The organism is Flavobacterium endoglycinae, assembly GCF_017352115.1.
In the GTDB taxonomy this organism is placed as follows: domain Bacteria; phylum Bacteroidota; class Bacteroidia; order Flavobacteriales; family Flavobacteriaceae; genus Flavobacterium; species Flavobacterium endoglycinae.
The window spans coordinates 2,120,400-2,144,787 of sequence record NZ_CP071448.1 but is presented as its reverse complement, the minus strand read 5'-3'; the positions used below and the strand labels follow the sequence as shown (position 1 = coordinate 2,144,787).

Genomic DNA, 24,388 nt, shown 5'->3' with positions numbered 1-24,388 from the left:
GATTTCAATTTGCTAAAATTCAAATATAAAAATAAGTGCAATATCTTTTGAGTAAAAATTACAAAAACAATCCTACTTCCCCTTCTTCCCCCACTTAATTTTCATTTTTCCATTATCATCAACTGCTAGTAAATGAAGGACAATTCCACGGTCGCGGACGGCGTCGCGTTCGGATTGGGAAAGCTGGGCGTCGTTTTTGGAATTTCGGAGTGGGATGGTAAGGGCGAGATTAGTGCCTCGGCCGAAAGAATAAATTCCTTCAATATCGAAATTTAGTACGCTGGAACTTATGGTTAGATTTTTGACATCGACTTGTTCTCCGCGCAGATTAAGATCGCCAGATAAATCGCTGAATGTAATATTCTCGACATCACGCAGCGGAAAAGCAAGTTTGCCTATTTTTTCAATGGGTTCAAAGTGAAGTAAAGCGCCTTGTGTGACTTTGAAATTTAATTTCCCTCTCATCGAATTCACAATCAAATCGCCTTTACTGCTCATTAATCCAGTGACATTGGCATTACTGCTGAGTTTTCCGCGTAGGTTTTTCGGACTAAAAGATGTAATTCCGAAGTTATTAAATGACTTTAAAAAGCTTGCAATATCCACTCGATTTACCTGTGCCATTGAACTGAAAACATAATGATTACCGTTTGGTTCGATAGCACCGCTAAAATTGATAGATCCACCAGAAGTCTGCAGATTTCCGTTTTTGAGCAGCAGTTTTGAGTTGAGCATTTGCAAAGTGGCGCGTGTATTGGTTGCGGTTAGTTTTCCGTAATTGATTTTATCCGCTTTTAGATTGATAACAGCAGTACATTTTTCAATTACCGATTTTAATTGGTTTGAGAAATTGACATTTTTCTGCGTCGCCTTTTTCTGGACGGGTCTTTGCGCTGGATTTCTTTTTAAAACACCCAAAAATTGTTTTACATCAATGTTCGGACAATAGATATTCCAGTTTACGACCATTTTTTCGGGAGCATCGTAATATAGGTTTAGGAAATTATCGATTCGGCCGTCGATCTGAATGATATTTTTCTTGTGTTTGTAAGCAATCTTCTGAATGTAAAGCGCTTGTTCTGTAAAAGATAGTTTTACATCGGTTTTTTCGGCGCGAATGTTTTTCGGGATATAATCGAAAGTTGTTTTATCAATATCAACATTTCCTAAAACTCGCGGTTTGTTGATGTATAAATCGACAATATCAAACTGAAATTTTAAGTTGGCACGCACATGGCCGCTTTCAAAATGAAGTATTTTTTCATTTGCCATTCCGTTAAGTTTGGCAGCATCAAAATCGGCATTTACAAGTCCGGTAGCAATAGGTTTTTCTAAATTATTGATGACAGCCTGCGGAATCGTAAGCGGAATATTCTCGTAATCTCCTGTAAAACGCGTTAAAATAATAGCCGAATTGGGATCGTTAAATCCGTTTTGAGGTTTGAAATTATTGGTAAAAATTCCTCTGAAACTGCAATTGGTAAACAAACCGTCGGGAATGGAAAGTTCGTTATTTTTTATGAGTGCCTGCACTACAATTTTGGGATCGCCTTGCGCATTAAGATCGCCTAACAGACTGCAATTTACCTTTATAGGTTTCTTTAAATCGAATTGATTGAGTTTAAACGTTATATTAGCCGACAAAAGGTTAGAAGCATTTCGCCACAGAATTTTGGTGTCGATATTGATTCCGAAAAGGGAACTGTTTTTCCCAATATCAAAAAAAGCTTTAATGTCGAATGCATCAGAACCAATTTTGAGCTTTTGGGTTTCGATATTTATTTTCTGTTTCTCTTCAGAGTAAGCAATATCAAAATTACCTTCAAGATCTTTGCTCTTAGCAAAACTTCCGTGAACGGTATTAAAAGCGAGGCTGTTTATTTTGGTTTTTAAATACAGGTTGGTACGCCAGTTGTTGTTTTCATATTCTACTTTCGATTGCAGATTCGCAACTTCAAAATCAAATAATTTATGTCCCAGCTGATTGTCGATTGTAATATGAACATCATTGAGGTTTACATTTTCAATGGTCGTTTCGGTTTTTTCTTTTTCAGATTTTGTTTTTTTCTTTTTGGGTTTAAAGATGTTTACATTCGAATACCCATTTTCGGCTTTATAAATGTAAATATCAGCATCGTTAATCAAGATTTTATGAATGTTGATTTCTTGTTTCAGCAAGCTCCAAATGTTTAAACGAGCTTCAATTTCATCCGCTTTTAATAAAGTATGTTTGTGAATATTCCATTGATTGTCTCTGATTTCGACATCTTTTAAAGCCAGAGTAAAATTCGGGAAACCGGTTAAAAACTTATAATGAAAATCACCTACATGAAATTGTCCATTGATATTTTCATTGATTTTATCGTTTATTTTGGCAATGATTTCTTTTTTGTTCTGATTGAAATAAATCGATAATCCTCCAGAGGCAAGTAATAATAATGCAATCAATCCTAAAAAAGCAAATCCTAAACGTTTTGCATATCTTTTAAAACGCTGAGATTGGAAAAAGGTTTTGATCTGAAGTAGAGTTTCCTTCATAAGTGTGGTATTTTCAGGATGATTAAAGGTACTAATAAAAAACGATTTTATTTTACAACACATTAATGCTTGTAAATAAAGCACATGTGAATAGTATAATTATTGACGATGCATTTATAATCAAAACTAATTTCGGGATAGTGTATGATTTGTTTTTAATTTTTAACTTTGTACCTCAGTTCTGAAAGTTTTTTGAAAGTCTCTCCGAGATAAGGAACTGAAGATAACTTTAAAGAAAAATAATTATGGCATTAGCAATAACAGATGCTACTTTTGATGAAGTAGTTTTAAAATCAGATAAACCAGTAATGGTAGATTTTTGGGCAGCATGGTGCGGTCCTTGTAGAATGGTTGGTCCAATCATCGACCAATTAAGCGAAGAGTATGCAGGTAAAGTAGTTGTTGGTAAAGTAGATGTAGATGCTAACCAAGAATTCGCTGCTAAATATGGTGTGCGTAACATACCAACTGTTTTGGTTTTCCAAAATGGTGAAGTGGTAGGCAAACAAGTAGGAGTAGCTCCTAAACAAGCCTACGCTGACAGCTTAGACGCTTTATTATAATCAGAAGATTATATTTGATATAAAGAAGGTTTGACGAAAGTCAAGCCTTTTTTATTTGGTTTTTTCCGCCACGAATTCACGAATTATTGATACAGGAAATGTTTTTGCTCAGATTACACGAATTAAAATCGCAGCTAATTTATCCGTGAAATTTATCCCAATCTGGTTTTTAAGCAACAAACAATTCGTGAATTCGTGGCGAAAATTTATTTAAAACTTAATCGTAAAAGTTGTTCCTAAACCTGGCTTAGAACAAACTTCTATTTTGCAGTTAATAGCGTTTGCCAGATCACGAATTAAATGCAGTCCTAAACCAGATTTAATTCCTATAACTTCTGATTCGTCGTACAGCGCTTTGAATTTTTCCTGAGTTCCTCCAGGACCATTATCGGTTATGGAAAGATAAAATTGATGATCTTTTTGTCCGGCTTTCCAGATTATGCTTGGGTTTTTGGTTTTATCTAATGCTTTTATGGCATTTCCGGTAAGGTTTCTAATGATGGTTTTCAGATAATTTGCATCGGTGTTTAGAATGATATTTTCTGGATTTTCAAATGAAATCGAAATGTTTTCAATGCTTGAGAAATGTTTCTGTGTTTCTTCAAAAACTGTTTCAACAGGAATTTCTTTAAAATGAGGTTTGAAATTTTCCATTTGTCCTTTGCTCCAAAGCAGGATATCTTCCATAGACGATAATAAATTCTCCGCACCCGAAATGATTTTGGTCTGCATTCGCTGAGCGGTTTCTTCGTCTATCAATTCAGGACTTTCTTTTTGAAGATGCAGAAAATGAATCAGATTTGAAACAGGACTTCTTAAATCATGGTTTAAAATGCTGAAGAATCGTGCTTTTATTTTATTGGCTTCATCAAGTTCTTGATTTAAAAGCTGTAATTTTTTATTGGTTTTCTTTCTAATTTGACTTTGCCTAAACAATAATAATCCAATAATGCCAACAAGCGCCAATCCCGAAATTAGAAACAAACGCTGTTTTTTGGCTTCGGAAATTTGTATGTTTTTAATTGTGTTTTCGGTTGAAAGGTTTTGGATTTTCTGCTGTTTGGTTTTGTTCTGATAACGAGATTCGGCATTGGCAATATTCTGCTTGGCAGATTCCTGCATCATTTCATCATTATATTTACTGTAGATTTCGTTATAATAATAGGCTTCTTTCCAAAGTCCGAGTGCGGCATAACTCTGCGAAAGTTTTTTGTTTATGGTTACAAAGAATTCTTTATCGTAATTAAGCGCATTAACAGACGCTTTTTTTAATGTTTCAATCGCATTTTTATAATCTTTCTTTTCATATAAAACCCTTCCCATAATGGTGTTGGCTTCCATTAGAATTTCCTCATCTGTTGATTTTTGCCCAAACAAAACTGCTTTTTTGGCATAATTATAAGCGGTATTAATCTGTCTTTTGTCTGCATAAAATTTAGACATGCTTTGGTTGGCAAAACTAAGATTAAGATAAAGCGAATCTTTAACCGTAGGGTAAGTATATATTAACTTGTAATATTTAAGAACACTATCTGTTTTTTTCTGGGCCGAAAAGCATTGCATATAATAGTTGCACGAAAAAGCACTTACATAAGGCGAAGTTTTAATATAAGGAGCGGCTTCATTTAAATATTCGATTGCCTTATCAAATTGTTTCATTTTAATATAAGCGCTGGCAATCTGACTGTAGGAAACCCCAATATTTTCGGTGTTTGGAATGCTTTTCGGAAGTTGTTTTTTATAATTGATTGCTTTTAGCTGATACTTAATAAAATTCTCGTATTCAGCATAATCAAGATAATATTCGCCAAGACTTCCGTTTAGAACAGATTGCGTATAAACATTCTTTGTAGTATCGAGTACCTTTTTGATGTAATCAATCAGATTTTTTCTTTTGATGGTATCCTGAACAGAATAATACACATAATTTAAGCGCATTATAGCTGAAGTTTCATTTTTAAGATGATTGGCTTTTCGGGCGTATTTCCACGATTGCTCGTAATTGATTAATGCTTTTGGATATTGATTATTGCTGAATTCGTAAGCAGTCCCAATTTGAAGATAAAATCGGCTGATATAAGCGGGATGATTTTTAGCCAGTCGAATTCCCTTTTGTGCTTCAATAATTAGTTTTGGATAATCTTCCAAATCCAAAAGTTCATTGGTGTATTTGAGCCAAACTTTTAGTTTTTCATCAGTAGATTTAAGTCTTGCCAAATTTGGTTCTTGCTGCCCAAAAACAGAAAAAGTAATGAGAAACAAAAACAAAAATCGAGCTTGCGTCATTTAAATCAGGTTTAGGTTTTCTTTGTAACTTCTGCCAACCGGAATAGAAACATTGTTGTTCAGGATAATTTCTGAAGAATTCATTTTCTGGATAAACTGTTTCTGTACGGCATAACTTCTGTGAATACGAATAAAAGATTGAAAATGATCTTCTTTCAATAAATTTCCAATACTCGACAACACGCAATGTCTTTTTTTGTTTGTGATTATTAAGGTATAATCCTTTAGCGCTTCGAGATATAAAATTTCGTGCAGTTTTACTTTGGTCTGTTCGTGGCCTTCTTTAATATAAATAGTATCGCCGCCAATGCTGGCTTCAAAAAGAGAAGCTTTGAGTTTGATTTCCATAAACTCCTCAATGCGGTTCATGGTTTGTGTAAAGCGATCTAGTTTTAGAGGTTTTACAATGAAATCAAGAGTTTCTATCTGAAAACTTTCAACTGCATGTTCAGGATGTGCGGTTATGAATACACAAACTGGAATTTCCAGAGCTTGTTTTCTAAAATCAATTCCGTTTAAACCTGGCATATCGATATCCAGAAACAAAATATCTACCTTTTCTTTTTCTAAGAAAGGAAGTGCATCTTCGGCATCTTCAAAAACACCAATAATATCCAGAGCAGGAAATTTTTTGGCAAAAGACAATACGGTTAATCTATCAATTTCGTCATCATCAATAATAATACAACTGTATTTTTTCATCATTCGAAACTCAATTTATGTTGTCTGTCTATTTAAAATGTTGTTTGTCGATTGGCTGTTTTTACCCTGATTTTATTGGCGCAAATTTGTCTTGTAATTAATTCAGAAGCTGTTCAACAAGCTTTTGGGTTTTACAAAAATAAGGTTATTGAATTAAATAAGAATCATTTGACTAATTTTTTAAGACTAAAATTATTATGAAAACTTTTAAAACCATTTTTACAATTTTATTAGCTGCTTTTACAATAATCTCTTGCAGCGGAGATGACGGAACAGACGGAGTTGATGGAGCACAAGGAGCACAAGGTGCTGCAGGAACCGCAAATGTAATTTACAGCAGCTGGATAAATGCTCCGGCGGGAACACCAGAAACAATTGACGGTACTTATGGATTATCTACTACTATTTCGGTGCCACAATTAACAGCCGATATTATGTCTAAAGGAACTGTTTTAGTTTACATGACTTTTGGCTCAGGAACAAATGTTTTTCCGCTTGCTTATACCTCAACAGCAGGAGGATCAATTAATACCATTACAGCGATTAGCAGCCTTAATACTATCAAATTATTCCGATTTAAACATGCTAATGATGGTACTACAGTAGCACTTCCTGCAAGTCTTAACTGGCGCTATATTTTGATTCCTGGAGGCGTTGCCGCAGCGACATCAAAAGCTGCAAAAGTAGACTATTCTAAAATGAGCTACGAAGAAGTTTGTGCACGCTTTAATATTCAACCTTAATCAATAAAAAAACCAAATCAGGGAACTAATTAAAAGATACTATTATGAAAACTTTCAAAACAATTTTTGCAATTTTAATTACCGCAGCACTAGCAGTTTCATGCAGCAGTGACGACGATAAGGATAATACACCAAAGTTTGAAACAGAAAATCCATTAGCAGCTTATTATACTCAAACAGGTTTTTCTACAGTAACTAATTTTGTAAACTCAGGGGATTATGAATTCGGATTGGCATTTACGCCAACTGTAAAAGGAAAAATCAAGGCGATTACCTTAAAATTACCCGCGACGAATTCTGCTCTGCGTGTAACGATCTGGGACTATACAGCAAAAACTGTACTTCGTACCGAAACTTTAAATGTAGCAACAGCAGATGTTCAGGTAACCAAAGAAATCAGTGAATTGGCTTTGGAAAAAGATAAAAAATACATGATTACCATGAATTCTAATGATTGGTATAAAAAAAGCAAAGCCGATAATAGTATTGTAACATATCCTATCGTAGCCGGAAATATAACATTTAACGAATACAGATGGTTAAGCGGTACGACACAGACTTTCCCAACCAATGTTTCTTCTAGTTACAATGCAGGAGATTTAAGTTTCGATTTTCAACAAACTGAATAATTTATTTTTGGATATTTAATTAGTGAGTTTGTAAAAGGTTTGATGAATAATCAAGCCTTTTTTTTATTTTTAACGAATCTTATATATTCCTTTAAAAATGAAAATTCTATACACTTCTTTCTGTTTTTTGATGATTATTGCGATTGGTTTCTCTCAATCTAAATTAAAAGAAAGTGTGCTTGTAGAAAATGGTGTTTCAGAACAATTGGCTCAATTTCGTAAAAAGCAGATTTCGGATGTACAATATGTATTGTCTTTTGAAATCCCGAATCAGAAGAATGAAAACATCAAATCAGATTTAACTCTAAATCTCAATTTGTCAGATTTAAGTCAGCCTCTTATCTTAGATTTTAAAGAGAAGACACAAAACATACAATCAGTTTCTGCTAATGCAAAAAATATTGCGATTGTTCATCAAAACGGACACATTGTAATTCCTATTCAAAATTTGATTTCAGGAAAAAATACCATTTCAATTACCTTCATTGCAGGAAATTTATCTTTAAACAGAAATGATGATTTTCTATACACTTTGTTAGTCCCAGATCGAGCAAGTACTTTATTTCCGTGTTTAGATCAGCCTGATATAAAAGCAACTTATAAATTAAGTCTTTCTGTACCAAAAGATTGGTCGGTTTTGGCTGGAGCCGATGTAAAAGAGAAAGTTGAAAAAGGTGATTTTACTTCATACATTTTTGGAGAATCGGATAAAATGAGTACGTATTTATTTTCATTTGTGGCTGGAAAATTTAAAAGCACAAAGCAAAAGCCAGCAAATATGGAAATGACAATGCTGTATCGCGAAAATAATCCTGAAAAAATAAAAGTCAGTACTGATACTATTTTCAATCTGCACCAGCAATCGTTAGACTTTTTAGAAAAATATACAAACTATAAATTTCCTTTTCAGAAGTTGGATTTTGCTTCAATTCCTGTTTTTCAATATGGCGGAATGGAACATGTTGGTGCGATTCAATACCGTGAATCTTCTTTGTTTTTGGATAACAGTGCCACCGACAGCGAGAAATTAAACCGAGCCAAACTCATTGCACATGAAACTTCACACATGTGGTTTGGCGATTTGGTTACGATGAAATGGTTTGATGATGTTTGGATGAAAGAGGTTTTTGCGAATTTTATGGCAGATAAAATCATGAATCCAATTTTCCCGAAAGTAAATCATAATCTGCAGTTTTTCACGGCGCATTATCCTAGCGCTTTCGCGGAAGATCGCTCTTTGGGTACACATCCAATACGACAGCATTTGGCTAATTTGAAAGATGCAGGTTCGCTTTATGGTGCTATGATTTATAATAAAGCCCCAATTATGATGCGTCAGTTAGAAGCGTCAATGGGAAAAGAAGCTTTCCAAAAAGGAATTCAAAAATACATTCACAAATATGCCAACGACAATGCGGACTGGAATAATCTGGTAGAAATTCTAGATGCCGAAACGCCTTTGGATATGAAGAAATGGAGCGAAGTTTGGGTAAACCAATCGGGAAGAGCAATTTTTTCAGATAATATCGAATACGATGCTCAAAACAAAATTAAAAACTTTGAAATTAGACAACAAGCAGAAGATAAATCGAATAACGTTTGGCCTCAGATTTTTCAAATAGGATTGGTTTATTCAAATGAAGTAAAAGTTTTGACCGCAAATATCATAGATAAAAGTTTGGTTTTAAAAGAAGCCATTGGACTTAAAAAACCGCTTTTTATTATTTACAATTATAACGGTTTTGGATACGGTGTTTTTCCGCTTGACGGGAATTATTTAAATGCAATTTCAAGTTTAAAAGATGAGGCGGCGAGAGCTTCTGCTTATAGTAATCTTTATGAAAATACTTTGATTGGAAATATTTCTCCAGAAAAAGCCTTTGATTCTTTTTTTAAAGGAATTCAAACAGAAGAAAATGAATTGGTATTACGAATTGCGTCTAATAATTTGAATACGATTTATTGGAGATTCTTCACAGAAAAACAACAAAACAAAGTGCAGAAACAGCTTACTTACACTTTGTTTACTCGTTTACCAGCGAATTTATCAGCTAATATTAAAAAGACCTTGTTTGGATTGTTTAGTTCAATTGCGTATTCCGATTCGGCGAAAGCCAAATTATATCAGATTTGGAATAAAGAAATTGTCATTCCGAATTTAAAATTAAACGAAGACGATTTTACCAATATCGCAATGAATCTGGCGATTTTTAAACATGAAAAAGCCGATGAAATTTTGGAAAAAACAAGAACAACGATCACAAATCCAGATAAGCAAAAGCGATTTGAATTTCTGCTTCCATCATTATCAAAAGACGAATCGGTTCGAAATGCTTTCATTGAATCTTTAAAAGACGATGCCAACCGAGAAAAAGAATCTTGGGTTTCGGTTGGTTTGGCCAATGTAAATCATCCGCTTCGTCAGGAAAGCGCTCAAAAGTATATTAGATTTTCACTAGATTTGGTAGACGAAATTCAGCGCACGGGAGATATTTTCTTTCCAAAAGATTGGCTGGATAATACGGTTGGAAAATATTCGTCGAAATATGCTTTTGATGAAGTACAGCGATTCTTAAAAGAAAACCCTAATTTTAGTCCGATCTTGAAACGCAAGTTATTCATGGCGACAGATTTGCTTTATAAAGCGCAAAATATTAAAAAAGAAACTGAATGAAAATTGAATCGGAAATAGAGAAAGTCTCTAGTTTTCAGCATCTGGAAATGCTGGCAAATCAGGTTGTGGAAGGTTTTATATCTGGAATGCACAAAAGTCCGTTTCATGGATTTTCAGCAGAATTTGCCGAGCATAAGGTTTATAACGCAGGCGAAAGCACGAAACATATCGACTGGAAATTATTTGCCAAAACCGATCGTTTGTACACGAAACGTTTTGAGGAAGAAACCAATTTACGCTGTCATTTAATTGTTGATAATTCGTCATCAATGCATTATCCTGAACTGAAATCAAATCAGCCTTTTTATGAAAAGAAGATTGGTTTTGCGGTTTTGGCTTCTGCAGTTTTGATGAATATCTTAAAGAAACAACGTGATGCCGTTGGTTTAAGCGTTTTCTCAGATCATTACGAATATTATGCTCCAGAAAAAGGAAGCGATCGCCACCACAGAATGTTGTTGAATAAACTGGAACAATTATTAGAACAGCCAAAAGCAAAGAAAACTACGGATACTATTACGTATCTGCATCAGATTGCGGAGAAAATGCACCGTCGTTCGATGATTATTTTGTTTACAGATATGTTCCAAACTCAGGATGATGAAAAATTATTCAATGCCCTGCAGCATTTAAAACACAATAAACATAAAGTAGTTTTGTTTCATGTGGTTGATAATCAAACCGAATTGAAGTTTGATTTTGATAATACGCCAAGGAAATTTATCGATTTAGAATCAGGAGAAGAAGTTTCGATTTTTGCTGATAATGTAAAAGAAGCATACGAAAAGAGAGTAGAAGGGTATTTTAAAAACTTGGCTTTAACCTGTGCAAAGAACCAAATTAAGTACGTTCCGGTAAATGTTGGCGATAATTTCGAAAAAATATTGACTACATATTTGGTTGAAAAACAAAACTTTGGGTAATTTTTCAAACAAATTTTTGATTTTTTTTATAAAAACGCTTGCAGAAATGAAATTCTGTTATATCTTTGCAACCGCAATAACGCAGAGGTTTGGTAGTTCAGTTGGTTAGAATACATGCCTGTCACGCATGGGGTCGCGGGTTCGAGTCCCGTCCAGACCGCAATATTGGGAAAAGCCTTTCTTAACGGAAAGGCTTTTTTGCCCAAAATCGGTATCTAAGATTAGTTGTGTTGTTTTGCTGCGACTTTGTAACTCGCAGCTGGTTTAGTAGTTAGACCAATGAAAAGCTTTCCACTTTTGTGGATGGCTTTTTTGATTTAAGACTATTTGTAAAAGGTAAATTCCAAAGATATTGAATCCTCAAAATAAATTCCAAATTCCGATTTACATATAGTTTGTCATTTCGACCGAGAGGAGAAATAGCATACGAAATTCCATAAAGATTTTTACCGCAAAGCACACGAAGATGTACGCAAAGTCCGCAAAGTTTTTTATAAAGCTTTGCGGACTTTGCGCTTTTAACCTTGTGCCTTTGCGGTTGAGCAAAAGAAAGTTCCTACTTTTTGTTTAAAACCTGAGTTTTTAAAATATTGGATTTTAGTCGATTAAAAATTTCTCAAATTTTATTCCCAAAAACGCTTGCAGAAACGAAATTCTGTTGTATTTTTGCACCCACAATAACGCAGGGTTTGGTAGTTCAGTTGGTTAGAATACATGCCTGTCACGCATGGGGTCGCGGGTTCGAGTCCCGTCCAGACCGCCTAAGTTTGTAAAATGCCTCTCATTACGAGAGGCATTTTTTTTTATGTAAACTTTTTGTCTGATTTAACCGCAAAGAGCGCTAAGATTTTTACGCAAAGTCCGCAAAGCTTTATATATAGCTTTGCGGACTTTGCGGTTAAATAATTGTGTCTTATCACTAAATTTCATTTAAAATAGCAGGATTGGTTTTATTATTTAAAAACTGAGTTCGATATTCTTTTGGGGTTATACCAGCTATTTTTTTGAATAATTGAGTAAAGTGGGAAGCCGTATGAAAATTAAGTTCGTATGCAATTTCGGCGATATCTTTACTAGAATAGAGAAGTGCCTTGCTATAATTGATGTCTATTTCGTTAATCCAATGTTTAACGGATTTCAAGGTTACATTTTTGACACATTTATTAAGGTAGTTTTCCGTAACAGACATTTTCTGGGCATAAAAACCAGCTTTTTTTTCTTCTAAATGATATTTAATAAGTAAATCTCGAAACTGTAATGAAACTTCCATTTGTCGGGTTGCTGATGTATGTGCTACTCCTGAATTTATGCATAGAATTTTCACTAAAATAAGGTGAAGCATACAAATTATAACATCATTTGTATTAAGATTGTTGAGCATTAATTCTTGCTCCATTACAGGTAAAAGCTGTGTAAGGGTATGGTATGAAAGATGATCAAGTTTAAGAAACGGAGATATAAAGAAAATACTGGTTTTGTGTTTTGGTAATTCCTGTTCTGAAAGAACATTGTTTTCGTAAGCCAGAAAAAAGCCTTCGATATCATCAGATAATTCTAGGGTAGCAGTAATGCTTCCTTGTTTAATAAAGATAATTTCGCCTTCTTGTGCATGATATTCCTTATTTTCAAGATGTTGTTTGATATGCCCATTTGTAACAAAAATGACAAAATTAAATGCAGTACGATAAGGAATAACAGGCATTAAAATTCCTTTGAGATAATTCTCAATACGATAAAGTTGTATATCTGCATTATTGGCTAATATTTGCTCCGTTATATTTGGAAGAAACAGTTTCTTATATTCAAAATTAGAGAGAAACTCCATATTTCTTATTTACGTATTTGAGGTTCATTTATATTTATTATGTATGGATAAAAGGTTTTGTTTTTTTGGTAGAAAAACGATTAATCGGATACAAATGTAAATTAAAATGTAAAAAAATGGTTACAAAATTGTAATAAGAAAATCTTAAAGTTTATGAGCGGTTATTTTAGAATTTATAGTACACTCCAGCCTTGATTCCAAAAGGATTTCCAGGCGTATACGTAAGATCAGTAATAGGTTCTGGTTCGTTTTTTAGCTGTGTTTCTGTTGCAAATTGTGCTTCATTCCATTTAACATTGAAAAGATTGCTAAACTGCAGGTTTGCTCCCCATTTCTGACGATTATACGAAAGCATAAGGTCATTTACAAAATACGCTTTTGTTCTAATACTATCATCTTCCGTCGCTGGTCTAGCACCCATATAACGATATTGCAATCCTAAAGAAAAACCGTTTAAGAAATCCCAATTGGCAGAACCAGTACTTGTTATGATAGGAGCAAGAGGAATATAATCCTGGCCTTTTTCTTCATCAATAAATCTGGCGTGAGAATAATTGATGTCGGCATTTAAATAAAAGTTTTTAAAGGGCTGAAAACGTATTCCTAAGTCGGCACCGTAACGTCTTGATTTTCCTGAAGGCTCAACGACAGCTTCGTCTCCAACATATACAAATTCTTGCTGAAGATCTAGATACCATATTGTAGGAGTAATAATTAGCGAACTGAATGGATGCAATCTTACGCCGAAATCTCCGCCAATTGAATAAGGAAGTGTTTTCTGGTCTTTATTAGTAACCACCACTCTCATATCGTTAGAATGAAAACCCATTCCGGTTTTAAGAAACCACATTACATTGTCGTTTTGGGCAAAAGAAAAATTAAGTTTCGGACTTAGTCTGGTTGCTTCAGAAGATTGTTCAGAAGGCAATTGTTCTAGATTTAATAAATCATGCATATTGAAAATAAAATGATCTAATCGCAAAGCAGGATTAATAGTCCATTTTCCAGTTTGCCAAATTACTCCGGTAAAAGCATGCATATTAGTTTCTGTTCCAGTTACATCGGCCAATTTATCGAGTAGCAAATCTCTATGATATACATGATTTAGCTGTAAAGTATTAATATCATCATTTCTGAATCCAATACCTGAAATCCAATCCAATGTTCCGTTGGAAGTTGAGAAGTTTTTGGTGTATTTTAATTCAGTTCCATAAATATTTCTTCCATCCGTTTGCTGAATTTCATCGCCATGATCTTTGTCATTTAGATAAAAAGTGAAATTAGAAAATAGATTAAAATTATATTTTGAATACCACGCCATCGCATCAATTTGCTCTGTTGATGATATAATGTGTTTAAAATTCATTTGGAGATTGGTTCTTGAGGTATTTCCTCCTTCAGTAGGATCGATACTTCCCCAGCGGCTAATAATACCTTCTGCAACGGCGCGCTCAGGAATTTGTCCAGAAGCATTCCACGATGAGTTAAAAGTCGAAAATTGGATATTAAAATAATCGTTATCGGTAATCCATTTGTTGTATTTTCCGAAAATATTTACTCGGTTAAAGTTTTGTTTCACATCAAAAGGGCCATCGGAATAATTGTATTCTGCAGCCAGATAGGCACCGCTTTTTCCCGAAGGATCATTCATAATATTGAACATTCCTAGGATTCTTTTGGTGTTAAAAGACCCGCCTTCCAATTTGATTGTGCTATTGTTTAATTTATCGAATGTTTTAAAATCGACATATCCAGCGGTATTAAAATCACCACGGTCCATATAATACGCACCTTTTCCGAAATCAATATTATTGACTGTTTCGGGAATAACAAAATGCAGATCTGAATATCCCTGTCCGTGAGCATGAGAGACAATATTTACCGGCATTCCGTCTACATTTACACTCACATCAGTTCCATGATCGGCATCAAAACCTCTCAAAAATAATTGTTCTGCTTTTCCACCTCCAGCATGCTGGGCGATGAAAAGTCCGGGAACTTTTCGAAGTAAATCCTGAGCCGAGTTGACAGGAAATTTATTCAAATCTACTTTTGTAATCGCCGATAAAAAAGAACTATGAACAACCGATACTTCAGAAAGCTGAAAAGGTTTGTGTTCTAAAAAAATCACATTATTTTTATTCTCTTCGTTCGTTATCACCAATTTTAGATCATCGTATGTCTCGTGACTAAATGTGAGCGTATCTGGCAGTGATTTAATATTGATTTTTACTACGCCATTAGTTTCTGAGTGCGTATGACTGTTTCCGTTATTATAAGTAACTAAAACACCAGCAATGGGAAGTTTGTGTTCAGCATCTTTAATTACTAGTTGTTTCTCGAATCCTGTTTTCTGAGCCGAAACAATCCCGCTTATAAATGCGAGTAAAAAAGCAATCTTTATTTTCATAGATCTTGTATTATTCTTAAAACTGCTCTTGGGTTTTGGGTTTAGCGATTTTCTGCAGCAATAAAACTATCCATGTTCCTAACACGAAAGGAAATGTTAATACACCGCCTACAATGTTCAATACATTGTTGTTTACCAGAAAATCATCTATAAGAACAGTAAATATTACCGCCAAAAGTACCCATAATCCATCGATTTTTTTGAATCCTGAAAAAACTATTGCCGAAAGAACTGCATTGAAGCCAAATAATCCCATGTGGATTTTATCAATAGGTTCGCCGTAAAGATGTGAAATATAAGCTCCTACCAATGATCCTACAAATCCATACAAAGCTGCAGAAGGAGAATTAATAAAAACAGCAATGAAGAAAATAATTCCAGATAGTGCACCTCCTTGAAAGATAACTTCTCCAAAACTATTTGTTGAAGTTAAAAAATCATCAGTAGTAGTGATTGCTTTCGCAGTTATTAAATCAGAAGGAGGAATGTTGGTAAAATGATGTAAAACAAACACACAACACCAAATTATTATGATAAAAGGAAAGGTAAAAACCGGAATTTTTTTCTGAATAAAAAAGTGCTGTATAATACTTGCCAAAGCACCTCCAACAATGATAAGAATCCAGATAAGCCAAGTAGTCTGAAATATAAAAGATAACGCAACGCCCACAAGTGCAGCACTAAAACCATACAATCCAGCATTGATTTCAGATTGATCGTACTTAAGTTGTATTGCAATAAAAGTTCCTGTTACGGTTGAAAGTAAAATGGCGATACCGCTTTGCCAGCTTCCTAGAAAAATACCAATAAGGAATAATAATCCTGTCCATGCATTTTCCTGAAGCATAATTTGCCCAATTCCTTTTAAGATAATGTCTACAAAAGGTATTTTTTCAAAAAACTTGTTCATTGTATTTAATTTTTAAAATGTCAATATTTATTTTTTACCATTCGAAAAAGACCATTCCAATACCGCAGATTGTGACAACTGCACCGCTTATTAAAGACATGTAGCGTTCAATTTTTTCGGTATTGAATAGAGTTGTGTAACCGTAACGTCCTAGAAGAACCATTCCTAACATTGTTAATACTGTTGTTATCGTAAATGAAGTAATTAAGACCGTGATTTCATAGACTGAATGTTTTACACCTGAGTAAAATAAGAGTGGAATTAAAGGTTCGCTTGGTCCCATTACAAAAATCATGAAGAGAACCAGCGGCGTTACTTTTATTCGTTTTTGCGGCATTACAATTTCAGTATGATTGTGTTCAAATACATATACATCATCGCCCAAAACATCAAAGTGTTTATGAGGTTTGTTTTGAATAGCTTGAACGAAACCGTAAACAAGATAAGCACCTCCAAAAAGTAATAATGCCCATGCCGAAAAGTTTCCTCTCAAATCCTGAAACCATGAAATCTTATTTAATTGCCAACCCAGAAAAACACCTATAAATCCTAATATCAGCGAGCTCAAAACATGTCCTAATCCGCAGGTGATGGTTAGAATGGCTGTTTTTGATTTACTCCATTTTTTTGATTTGGACAATACAATGAAAGGAAGATAGTGATCTGGCCCAGAAGCCGTATGTATAAAACTTATCGAAACAGCACTTAACAAAAGCGCCCAAATTGTACTATTCATTTTATTGTTGTTTTTGATCTAATGACCAGAGCATTTCCTGAACCTGAAGGAAAAAATTATACATTATTTCGCCTCCATGAGCTATTGCTCTCAATACAAAACCGTTATTTTCCATTGTTGAAATTCCAATTTCCATTTCGCTCTGATTTTTAGACATATTGATGATGTTTTCTGCCAGATCTTCTTTATTTACATTTTCTTTTGTACTAAAAAAGATAAATGTTCCTTGATGCGTATATTGTTCTAAATTTCCAATACTGTTAATAGGAATCAGATCGGGTTGAATTACCACATTATCTTTTACCATTAATTTATTCTCATGGTAAATTTCCATCAGGTTTTGAAAGCGTTTTAGTTTGAAAACTTCCCCATGATGTTTGCGCCCGCAGGTAATAATCTCGCTGATGATGATGTCGCTTTTTTTTCCGATATGAATTTTGGCTGTACTTTTAAAGTTCGAAGCTTCATGAGGAACTATAGGATGAGGAACATATGAAAATGAGGTTTCGTCTTCCATCAAAACATTTAGTTCTTGACTCGCCTGATCTTTCATGTTAAAAAGCCTCTGATAGGATTGTGACTGTAATTGCAGCGAAGCACCTTTTTCTAAAGCAACCTGTAAGTCATAATGATCTCCATCCAGAATTCCAGGTGAAGAACTCATTACCATTTGGTACAATCTGCCATCATTTTTAAGTTGTCCAACCGAAACTACTCTAAAAGGAAGCGAAACATATAAGTCCTTCACATACGATTTGCTTTGCTTAAATCCGGCTATGATTTTTAAATGGCTGTTCATTTATCGTACCAGATTGGGTTCTTCAATTTCTTCAAGAAGAGCATATTTTTGAATCCAGCCAATTACTTTATCAAGACCTTCGTCGGTTTTTAGATTAGTAAATACAAAAGGATTTCCGTTTCGCATTCTTCGAGCATCATTTTCCATTACCTGAAGGCTGGCGCCAACATGAGGTGCAAGGTCGATTTTATTAATAATTAAAAGATCAGATCTTGTAATGCCAGGACCGCCTTTTCTTGGTATTTTTTCACCTTCGGCTACGTCAATGATAAAAATGCTGACATCGGCAAGATCCGGACTAAAGGTTGCCGATAAATTGTCACCACCGCTTTCAATAAGAATCAGTTCGATGTCAGGAAAACGAGCTGCCAATTCATCTACCGCTTCAAGGTTCATACTGGCATCTTCGCGAATTGCAGTATGCGGACATCCGCCAGTTTCAACGCCAATAATTCTTTCGCGTGGCAAAAGACTGTTTTTTGCCATAAACTCTGCATCTTCTTTGGTGTAAATATCATTCGTAATAACGGCAAGATCATATTTACCAAATAAACTTCTGCTTAAGCGTTCCAGCAAAGCTGTTTTTCCAGAACCTACAGGTCCTGCTACGCCAATTTTTATATATTTTCTATTTTTCATTTTTTTTAGATTTAAATCGTCTCTGATAAAAATCAGATCGTATAATTTGTCTTTAATTTAAGACTAAGACATGTAAAGTCTCGAATAAAGCCTTTCGTGCTGCATGCAATTAATATCGAATGAAGTGCTGCATATTCCTATTGAGTCTCGATCCAATGCAATGGTTTCCAAAGCTGTTTTTTCTATAGTAGGATAAAGAGCGAATAGAATATCCTGTCCGTCAATCTGCCCAAGCGGAACTAGTTTTACAGCATTGGTAATCATTCCCGAAACAGAGGTGTAATAAAATCCTAAAAGCGCTTCGTACAAAGGAATTTTCATTAAGGCAGCGTACATGCCAAATACAATGCAGTAATGCGAAGTTGCCTCTTGATTTTGGACAGCTTTCTCGTATGATTCAACCAAAGAAGAGTTTTCTTTTCGTTTGAATATTTTAATTAAACGAACTCCTAGTTTTTGGCTTGCATTTCGAATTTCTTTGGCACATTTTAAGGCATTGCATTCATTGTCAAGTTTTAATAGTAACTCGAGATCATTGTTCTCTGCTGCTTCATAAGCCAATTTCATGAAAGAACCATCGTTGTATTTGAGATTGTATTGAAGCATGTTTTCTACAAATTCCTTTGCGGTTTCTCGATTACAAACAATCCTCTTCTGTACATACGTTTCGAGTCCGTTAGAATGTGTATATCCTCCAATTGGCAATGTGGGATCAGAAAGATGAAGCAGCGCCGATAAAAAGTTTAAATTATTCATCTTTTGAAGCCATTTTTAAGATCTTGGTAAATATTGAAGAACCTAAATTTCCATGACCGTGAGGTTCTACGTTTGATTTAAGAAGATTCAACAGTTTTACAGATTGTTGTTTGGGCGAAAAACCGGCAGCATCGAGCCATCTGAAAATGGGCATTTCAAATGGAAGTAATACTTTTCCGTTTTGAATAAAAAGCGGAATGTGTTTGTTCCCAATTTCATAACAAATAGTTCCCATTTCCATCATAGAATGCGGATTCATTACAATTGCATCGGTCTCCAAAACGTTGACAGCTATTATTTTTTCTTCATCTTCAAAAAGAATATCGCCTTCTCTTAAACGCTGTCCTTCTTTTAGAAATTTAATGGCAATCTCAATTCCGCTGCGGGTTTTCTTGCGTTGTATCCTTTTGGTGCATTCAAACCATTCCAAGTCCAGATAATCGATTTGTTTTTCAATTGTTGGGTACTGCGAAATGTTTCCTATAGTTTCATTAATGATCATGAATGGTTAGATTTTTTTTTGAAATTGAAGTTTTTTGAGATTCCAACACCAAATGTTGAACCGCTGATACCCGCTACATAATTCTTAGTCCATCCTTCACCTTTAGTTTTTGTATCAAGCATAGAAAGCTCTCCAAACTTAAATTTCAAAGCCCATCCACTTCCTAGAAAAACCGCAAATAAAGGATAAGCACGTAAACGATATCCGTTAAAATCTTTCATTGAAGCGGTGTCATCTGTTTGTTTTTGTCCCCATACATAATGCGCGTCTACCTGACCAATTAAGGCAAAATATTTCCCTAAAGTAACCGAAGGGCTGTACCAGATTCCAGCTTCATTTTGTTTGTAAATGGTTTTATCATTAAAAACATTTTGAGCATAGGCATAATTTACCCCCACCACATCGTTGTTATTAATAAAATATCCCACTCCAATAGGCACGCCTGCATTGGCACTGGTACCAAAAGAACTACTGCTTGTAGAAGGTGTATTGGTTTTCGAATAATCTAATGAACCATAAATCATGAATTGTCCTTTTGGTCCGTCATCAGTATCTTTTAATCGTAAACCGCCTAATGTTTGCGCATTCATCGAAACTGAAAAAAGAGTAATTACGACTGCGAATGCAAATAATGTTTTGTTAAGAATATTTTTCATTTTGATGTCTTTTTAATTTTTAAAATAAGGCTCGGAATTGTTCCGAGCCTTTTAAAACCCTTATTTCTAAAACAAATAATACAATTGTGTTAGCGGCAGTTTTTCTGCTGGTTCGCAGGTAATGTATTCGCCGTCTACAGTTACTTTATAGTTTTCAGGATTAACTTCAATTACTGGAGTTTTGTCGTTATGGATAAGATCCTTTTTAGAAATGTTTCGGCAGTTTTTTACCGGCAGAATCATTTTTTCTAATTTGTAAGACGCCACAGCTCCGTTATCAATAGAAATTTGAGAAACGAAATTGGCACAAGTACCAAATTTGGCTTTTCCGTGAGCTCCAAACATATTTCTGTAAATTACAGGCTGAGGTGTTGGAATAGAAGCGTTAGGATCTCCCATTTTGCTAGCAATTACAAATCCGCCTTTAACGATAATATCTGGTTTTACTCCAAATAATGCAGGTTTCCAGATCACAAGATCAGCTAGTTTTCCTGCTTCGATAGAACCCACATATTCTGAAATTCCGTGAGCAATTGCCGGATTGATAGTGTATTTGGCAACATATCTTTTTGCGCGGTAATTGTCATTTTCAGAAGTTTTGTCTTCGGTTAAATACCCTCTTTGATCTTTCATTTTACTGGCAGTCTGCCAAGTTCTTGTAATGACTTCACCTGGTCTTCCCATTGCTTGAGAATCTGAACTCATGATACTGAAAACTCCCATGTCATGAAGGATATCTTCTGCCGCAATTGTTTCAGGACGAATACGAGAATCAGCAAAAGCGACGTCTTCTGGAATGTTTTTGCTCAAGTGGTGGCAAACCATCAACATATCTAAGTGCTCGTCGATTGTGTTGACTGTGTAAGGACGAGTTGGGTTTGTAGACGCAGGAAGCACATTTGGATACATTGCTGCTTTAATAATATCTGGAGCGTGACCACCACCAGCACCTTCTGTATGGAAAGTATGAATTACTCGGCCGTTAATCGCATGCATTGTGTCTTCAAGGAAACCGCTTTCATTTAAAGTATCGGTATGAATGGCAACTTGTACATCATATTTATCAGCCACTTTTAAAGAAGCATCTATTACGGCAGGAGTTGCTCCCCAATCTTCGTGTATTTTCAAACCAAGAGCACCCGCTTCAACTTGTTCTTCAAGAGGTTCTTCGGCAGAACAATTTCCTTTTCCAAAATACCCAAGATTCATAGGATATTCTTCCGATGCTTCAAGCATTTTCTGAATATTGAATTTTCCAGGTGTACAAGTAGTTGCATTTGTTCCGTCATTTGGACCCGTTCCACCACCTATCATAGTGGTGATACCGCTGTACAAAGAAGTTTCAATTTGCTGCGGACAAATAAAGTGAATGTGTGTATCAATTCCTCCCGCTGTTACAATGTAACCTTTTCCTCCATGAACTTCTGTAGATGCTCCAATAATCATATTTGGAGAAACACCATCCATTGTATCAGGATTTCCAGCTTTACCAATAGCTACGATTTTCCCGTCTTTAATACCGATATCAGCTTTTACAATTCCCCAGTGGTCAATAATTACCGCTCCTGTAATACAAAGGTCAAGAACACCTTCGTTTCTTTTTGCTGTAACATTTTGTCCCATTCCATCACGTACCGTTTTTCCACCGCCAAAAACAGCTTCATCACCATAACTTGTGTAATCTTTTTCAATTTCAATAATTAGATCTGTATCTCCCAAACGGATTTTATCTCCTGCTGTTGGGCCTAATATATTGGCATACTGTTTTCTATCTACCTTTAAGCTCATCTTACTGATTTTTAAAATTTAACTGTGCAGCTTTTGCAATACTTTCTTGTTTCTGTTTTTCAGAATCGGTTTGTCCGCATACCAGATTATTAAATCCAATTGCTTTTTTGCGTCCGCCAATTGCTACCAATTCTACTTCTTTTTCTTCTCCCGGTTCAAAACGAACAGCGGTGCTTGCTACAATATTTAATCGTTTTCCAAAAGCTTTTTCGCGATTAAAACGCATTGCTTTGTTTACTTCAAAAAAGTGAAAATGAGAGCCCACCTGAATAGGACGATCGCCTGTGTTTGTTACTTTTATTTTTACAGTTTCTCTGCCTTCATTGCAGATAATAGTGCCTTCTTTTACAAAAATTTCTCCTGGTATCATGTTTTGATTTTTAAGGATTAACGTATAGGGTTATGAACCGTTACCAGTTTGGTTCCGTCAGGAAAAGTGGCTTCAATCTGTACATCATGAATCATTTCGGCTACACCCGGCATTACATCATCAATAGTTAGGATTTGTGCGCCTTCCTGCATTAGTTGTGCTACTTTTTTCCCGTCTCTGGCACCTTCCAGTAAAAAGTGGCTTATAAGCGCTACAGATTCTGGATAATTCAATTTAAGACCTCTGGCTTTTCTTTTAAGAGCCAGCTCACCTGCCAAAAAAAGCATAAGCTTTTCTGTTTCTCTCGGAGTTAAATGCATAATTATTTTTTTTAAGTTGGATAATATTTACCTGTTAGATCTCGATCATTAACATGGTAAAATTAGAAAGGCAGTGAGCCCGCAGGCTATCAAAAAAAATATTTAGAATGTTCAAAAACGTGACAAATGAAGACTTGATTTTTGGATTTTTTTAACTTAAATAAGAAAGAAAAAACTCTATTGTTTTGATAATCTTGCTAATACGTAAAAAACGTTTTTGTTAAACTTGAAATCTAGAATTGAGATCTTCTGTACCTTTATGCTCAAAAAACAAATTGTATTCGATTTCAGAATGGAACAACCACCTTTCAAAGTAGACAAATATTATATCAAGAAAGTAGATGCCGATAAAAAGAGCATTTACTGTCATCATGATATAATGGGCGAATTGCTGGTTCCAACGCACAAACACGACAAAGCGCAAATGTTATACGCTGAAGGCGATGTAGTTTTTGTGACTACTGAAACAAAATCGTACTTCCTGCCTGCAAGACATTTTATTTGGATTCCGAGTGGAGTAGAGCATAGTATTCATCCGAAGTCGGAGCAAGTGATGATGCGAAATCTCTATTTTCCGGTTGAAAAAGATGAAGATGAATTCTACAGAAGCGAAGGCATTTATCCAGTAAACAATTTATTGCTTCAAATGATGATGTTTACCAATCAGTGGAATGGTGATTTGAAAAAAGGAAGCCCGAGTTTTGTTATTGCAAAAGCCATAAAAGCAATTCTTCCGCAGATATGTCATACCAACTTGCCTTTAGAATTGCCTCAGGCTAAAGATGCGCGTTTGGGAAAAATTCTTCGATATATCGAAAATAATCTGGGAGAAACGATTCTTTTTGCAGATGTGGCACATGAATTCGGTTATAGCGAACGTTCTTTGTATCGCTTATTTCAGAAAGATCTCAAAATGTCGTTTATTCAATATTACACCATTCGAAGGATCCTTAAAGCCATCGAACTTTTATTAGAAAGAAAGCTTTCTGTAAAAGAGGTAGCTCTGGAAGTTGGTTATAATAGTGTTCCAACTTTCAGTAATACTTTTTTCAAAATTTTAGGACAAAGACCTTCTGATTACTTAAACGGAGAGGAAATTTTGGAACGCGGTAAATAGATTTTATTTCACGCAGATCTATTTAGATTTAAGCTGATTTTCTTTATTCGAAGCTGAAATTTTCTCTCGCAGATTTTACAGATTTAAGTTGATTTTCGAAATATTGAATTGCCTCCAGCTTTAGCTGGAGGTATTGCAAAAGCTTATAAAAAGGGCTTTAGCCAAACTCTACATTTGGCTAAAGCCTTTTAGCTTCCTTTATTAACCTCCAGCTAAAGCTGGAGGCAATTCAATATATATTTGCGATTTAGCGTCTTTTCGAGATTATTTTCTATGTAAATCTGCAAGAGAAAAAACAAAAATCTGTGCTCATCTGCTTAAATCGCTTTAAATCTGCGTGAAATAATTATTATTTTCAACTATTTGTTTTTCAGTATTTTAATATATCGTTTTCGAAAAATGGAATTTTAACATTTGTCCGAAATGAATATGTTATTGACTTTTTATAATCTTCAGCCAACAAAAAAATGAAAGAACTTTGCAGCATAAATTATTTAAATAT

Annotated in this window: 21 protein-coding genes and 2 tRNA genes; 8 read left to right on the top strand and 15 right to left on the bottom strand. The window is 34.8% G+C overall.

Annotated elements, in window-relative coordinates:
- Positions 1 to 72 precede the first annotated feature (72 nt).
- The gene (locus J0383_RS09320) at positions 73 to 2,538 is read right to left on the bottom strand and encodes an AsmA family protein (RefSeq protein ID WP_207298126.1); all 2,466 of its coding nucleotides are present in this window, start codon (positions 2,536 to 2,538) and stop codon (positions 73 to 75) included.
- Between the two features lie 245 nt (positions 2,539 to 2,783).
- On the opposite strand from J0383_RS09320, the gene trxA reads away from it, so the two are divergent.
- Positions 2,784 to 3,101, top strand: a complete 318-nt coding sequence (trxA, locus tag J0383_RS09315; protein ID WP_008466289.1) for a thioredoxin — start codon at positions 2,784 to 2,786, stop codon at positions 3,099 to 3,101.
- Between the two features lie 210 nt (positions 3,102 to 3,311).
- Here trxA and J0383_RS09310 read toward each other — a convergent pair whose 3' ends face one another.
- The gene (locus tag J0383_RS09310) at positions 3,312 to 5,387 is read right to left on the bottom strand and encodes an ATP-binding protein (protein WP_207298125.1); all 2,076 of its coding nucleotides are present in this window, start codon (positions 5,385 to 5,387) and stop codon (positions 3,312 to 3,314) included.
- Positions 5,388 to 6,092, bottom strand: coding sequence for a LytR/AlgR family response regulator transcription factor (locus tag J0383_RS09305; RefSeq protein ID WP_207298124.1), 705 nt, complete (start codon positions 6,090 to 6,092; stop codon positions 5,388 to 5,390).
- A gap of 194 nt (positions 6,093 to 6,286) precedes the next feature.
- On the opposite strand from J0383_RS09305, the gene J0383_RS09300 reads away from it, so the two are divergent.
- The 6 genes from J0383_RS09300 to J0383_RS09275 all read left to right on the top strand — a co-directional run bounded on the left by J0383_RS09300 (position 6,287) and on the right by J0383_RS09275 (position 11,818).
- Positions 6,287 to 6,832, top strand: a complete 546-nt coding sequence (locus tag J0383_RS09300) for a hypothetical protein (protein ID WP_207298123.1) — start codon at positions 6,287 to 6,289, stop codon at positions 6,830 to 6,832.
- A gap of 44 nt (positions 6,833 to 6,876) precedes the next feature.
- Positions 6,877 to 7,461, top strand: coding sequence for a DUF4082 domain-containing protein (locus J0383_RS09295; RefSeq protein ID WP_207298122.1), 585 nt, complete (start codon positions 6,877 to 6,879; stop codon positions 7,459 to 7,461).
- A 97-nt stretch (positions 7,462 to 7,558) separates the two neighbouring features.
- A complete protein-coding gene (locus tag J0383_RS09290) occupies positions 7,559 to 10,135 on the top strand; it encodes a M1 family aminopeptidase (protein WP_207298121.1) in 2,577 nt (858 codons plus the stop codon).
- On the top strand, positions 10,132 to 11,058 hold the full coding sequence (locus J0383_RS09285) for a DUF58 domain-containing protein (protein WP_207298120.1): 927 nt from the start codon (positions 10,132 to 10,134) through the stop codon (positions 11,056 to 11,058). Before J0383_RS09290 ends, J0383_RS09285 begins: the two co-directional genes overlap by 4 nt.
- Before the next feature lie 86 nt (positions 11,059 to 11,144).
- Positions 11,145 to 11,218: transfer RNA gene (locus tag J0383_RS09280), tRNA-Asp, on the top strand.
- A 526-nt stretch (positions 11,219 to 11,744) separates the two neighbouring features.
- Positions 11,745 to 11,818, top strand: a tRNA-Asp gene (locus J0383_RS09275).
- A 159-nt stretch (positions 11,819 to 11,977) separates the two neighbouring features.
- Here the strand turns inward: J0383_RS09275 and J0383_RS09270 are convergent.
- The 12 genes from J0383_RS09270 to ureA all read right to left on the bottom strand — a co-directional run bounded on the left by J0383_RS09270 (position 11,978) and on the right by ureA (position 22,769).
- Positions 11,978 to 12,883, bottom strand: a complete 906-nt coding sequence (locus tag J0383_RS09270) for an AraC family transcriptional regulator (protein WP_207298119.1) — start codon at positions 12,881 to 12,883, stop codon at positions 11,978 to 11,980.
- Positions 12,884 to 13,049: 166 nt separating this feature from the next.
- Complete coding sequence (locus J0383_RS09265; protein WP_207298118.1) at positions 13,050 to 15,293, bottom strand: TonB-dependent receptor; 2,244 nt, start codon at positions 15,291 to 15,293, stop codon at positions 13,050 to 13,052.
- A gap of 16 nt (positions 15,294 to 15,309) precedes the next feature.
- Entirely contained in the window at positions 15,310 to 16,203 is an 894-nt protein-coding gene (locus tag J0383_RS09260; protein ID WP_207298117.1) for an urea transporter, read from the bottom strand.
- 34 nt (positions 16,204 to 16,237) lie between these two features.
- A complete protein-coding gene (locus J0383_RS09255; protein ID WP_207298116.1) occupies positions 16,238 to 16,939 on the bottom strand; it encodes a hypothetical protein in 702 nt (233 codons plus the stop codon).
- 1 nt (position 16,940) lies between these two features.
- Entirely contained in the window at positions 16,941 to 17,738 is a 798-nt protein-coding gene (locus tag J0383_RS09250; protein ID WP_207298115.1) for an urease accessory protein UreD, read from the bottom strand.
- On the bottom strand, positions 17,739 to 18,377 hold the full coding sequence (ureG, locus tag J0383_RS09245) for an urease accessory protein UreG (RefSeq protein WP_207298114.1): 639 nt from the start codon (positions 18,375 to 18,377) through the stop codon (positions 17,739 to 17,741).
- A 63-nt stretch (positions 18,378 to 18,440) separates the two neighbouring features.
- Complete coding sequence (locus J0383_RS09240; RefSeq protein ID WP_207298113.1) at positions 18,441 to 19,133, bottom strand: urease accessory protein UreF; 693 nt, start codon at positions 19,131 to 19,133, stop codon at positions 18,441 to 18,443.
- On the bottom strand, positions 19,126 to 19,635 hold the full coding sequence (gene ureE, locus J0383_RS09235) for an urease accessory protein UreE (protein WP_207298112.1): 510 nt from the start codon (positions 19,633 to 19,635) through the stop codon (positions 19,126 to 19,128). The genes J0383_RS09240 and ureE overlap by 8 nt, the downstream gene beginning before the upstream one ends.
- Positions 19,632 to 20,291 carry a hypothetical protein gene (locus J0383_RS09230; protein WP_207298111.1) on the bottom strand — a complete coding sequence of 220 codons (660 nt, stop codon included), beginning with the start codon at positions 20,289 to 20,291 and terminating at the stop codon, positions 19,632 to 19,634. Before J0383_RS09230 ends, ureE begins: the two co-directional genes overlap by 4 nt.
- A gap of 66 nt (positions 20,292 to 20,357) precedes the next feature.
- The gene (ureC, locus tag J0383_RS09225; RefSeq protein ID WP_207298110.1) at positions 20,358 to 22,079 is read right to left on the bottom strand and encodes an urease subunit alpha; all 1,722 of its coding nucleotides are present in this window, start codon (positions 22,077 to 22,079) and stop codon (positions 20,358 to 20,360) included.
- A 1-nt stretch (position 22,080) separates the two neighbouring features.
- The gene (gene ureB, locus J0383_RS09220; RefSeq protein WP_207298109.1) at positions 22,081 to 22,449 is read right to left on the bottom strand and encodes an urease subunit beta; all 369 of its coding nucleotides are present in this window, start codon (positions 22,447 to 22,449) and stop codon (positions 22,081 to 22,083) included.
- A gap of 17 nt (positions 22,450 to 22,466) precedes the next feature.
- On the bottom strand, positions 22,467 to 22,769 hold the full coding sequence (ureA, locus tag J0383_RS09215; protein ID WP_207298108.1) for an urease subunit gamma: 303 nt from the start codon (positions 22,767 to 22,769) through the stop codon (positions 22,467 to 22,469).
- 226 nt (positions 22,770 to 22,995) lie between these two features.
- Between ureA and J0383_RS09210 the strand changes: the two genes are divergently transcribed.
- Positions 22,996 to 23,886 (top strand): AraC family transcriptional regulator, encoded by an 891-nt coding sequence (locus J0383_RS09210; protein WP_239023293.1) that lies wholly within the window; start codon positions 22,996 to 22,998, stop codon positions 23,884 to 23,886.
- Positions 23,887 to 24,388 lie beyond the last annotated feature (502 nt).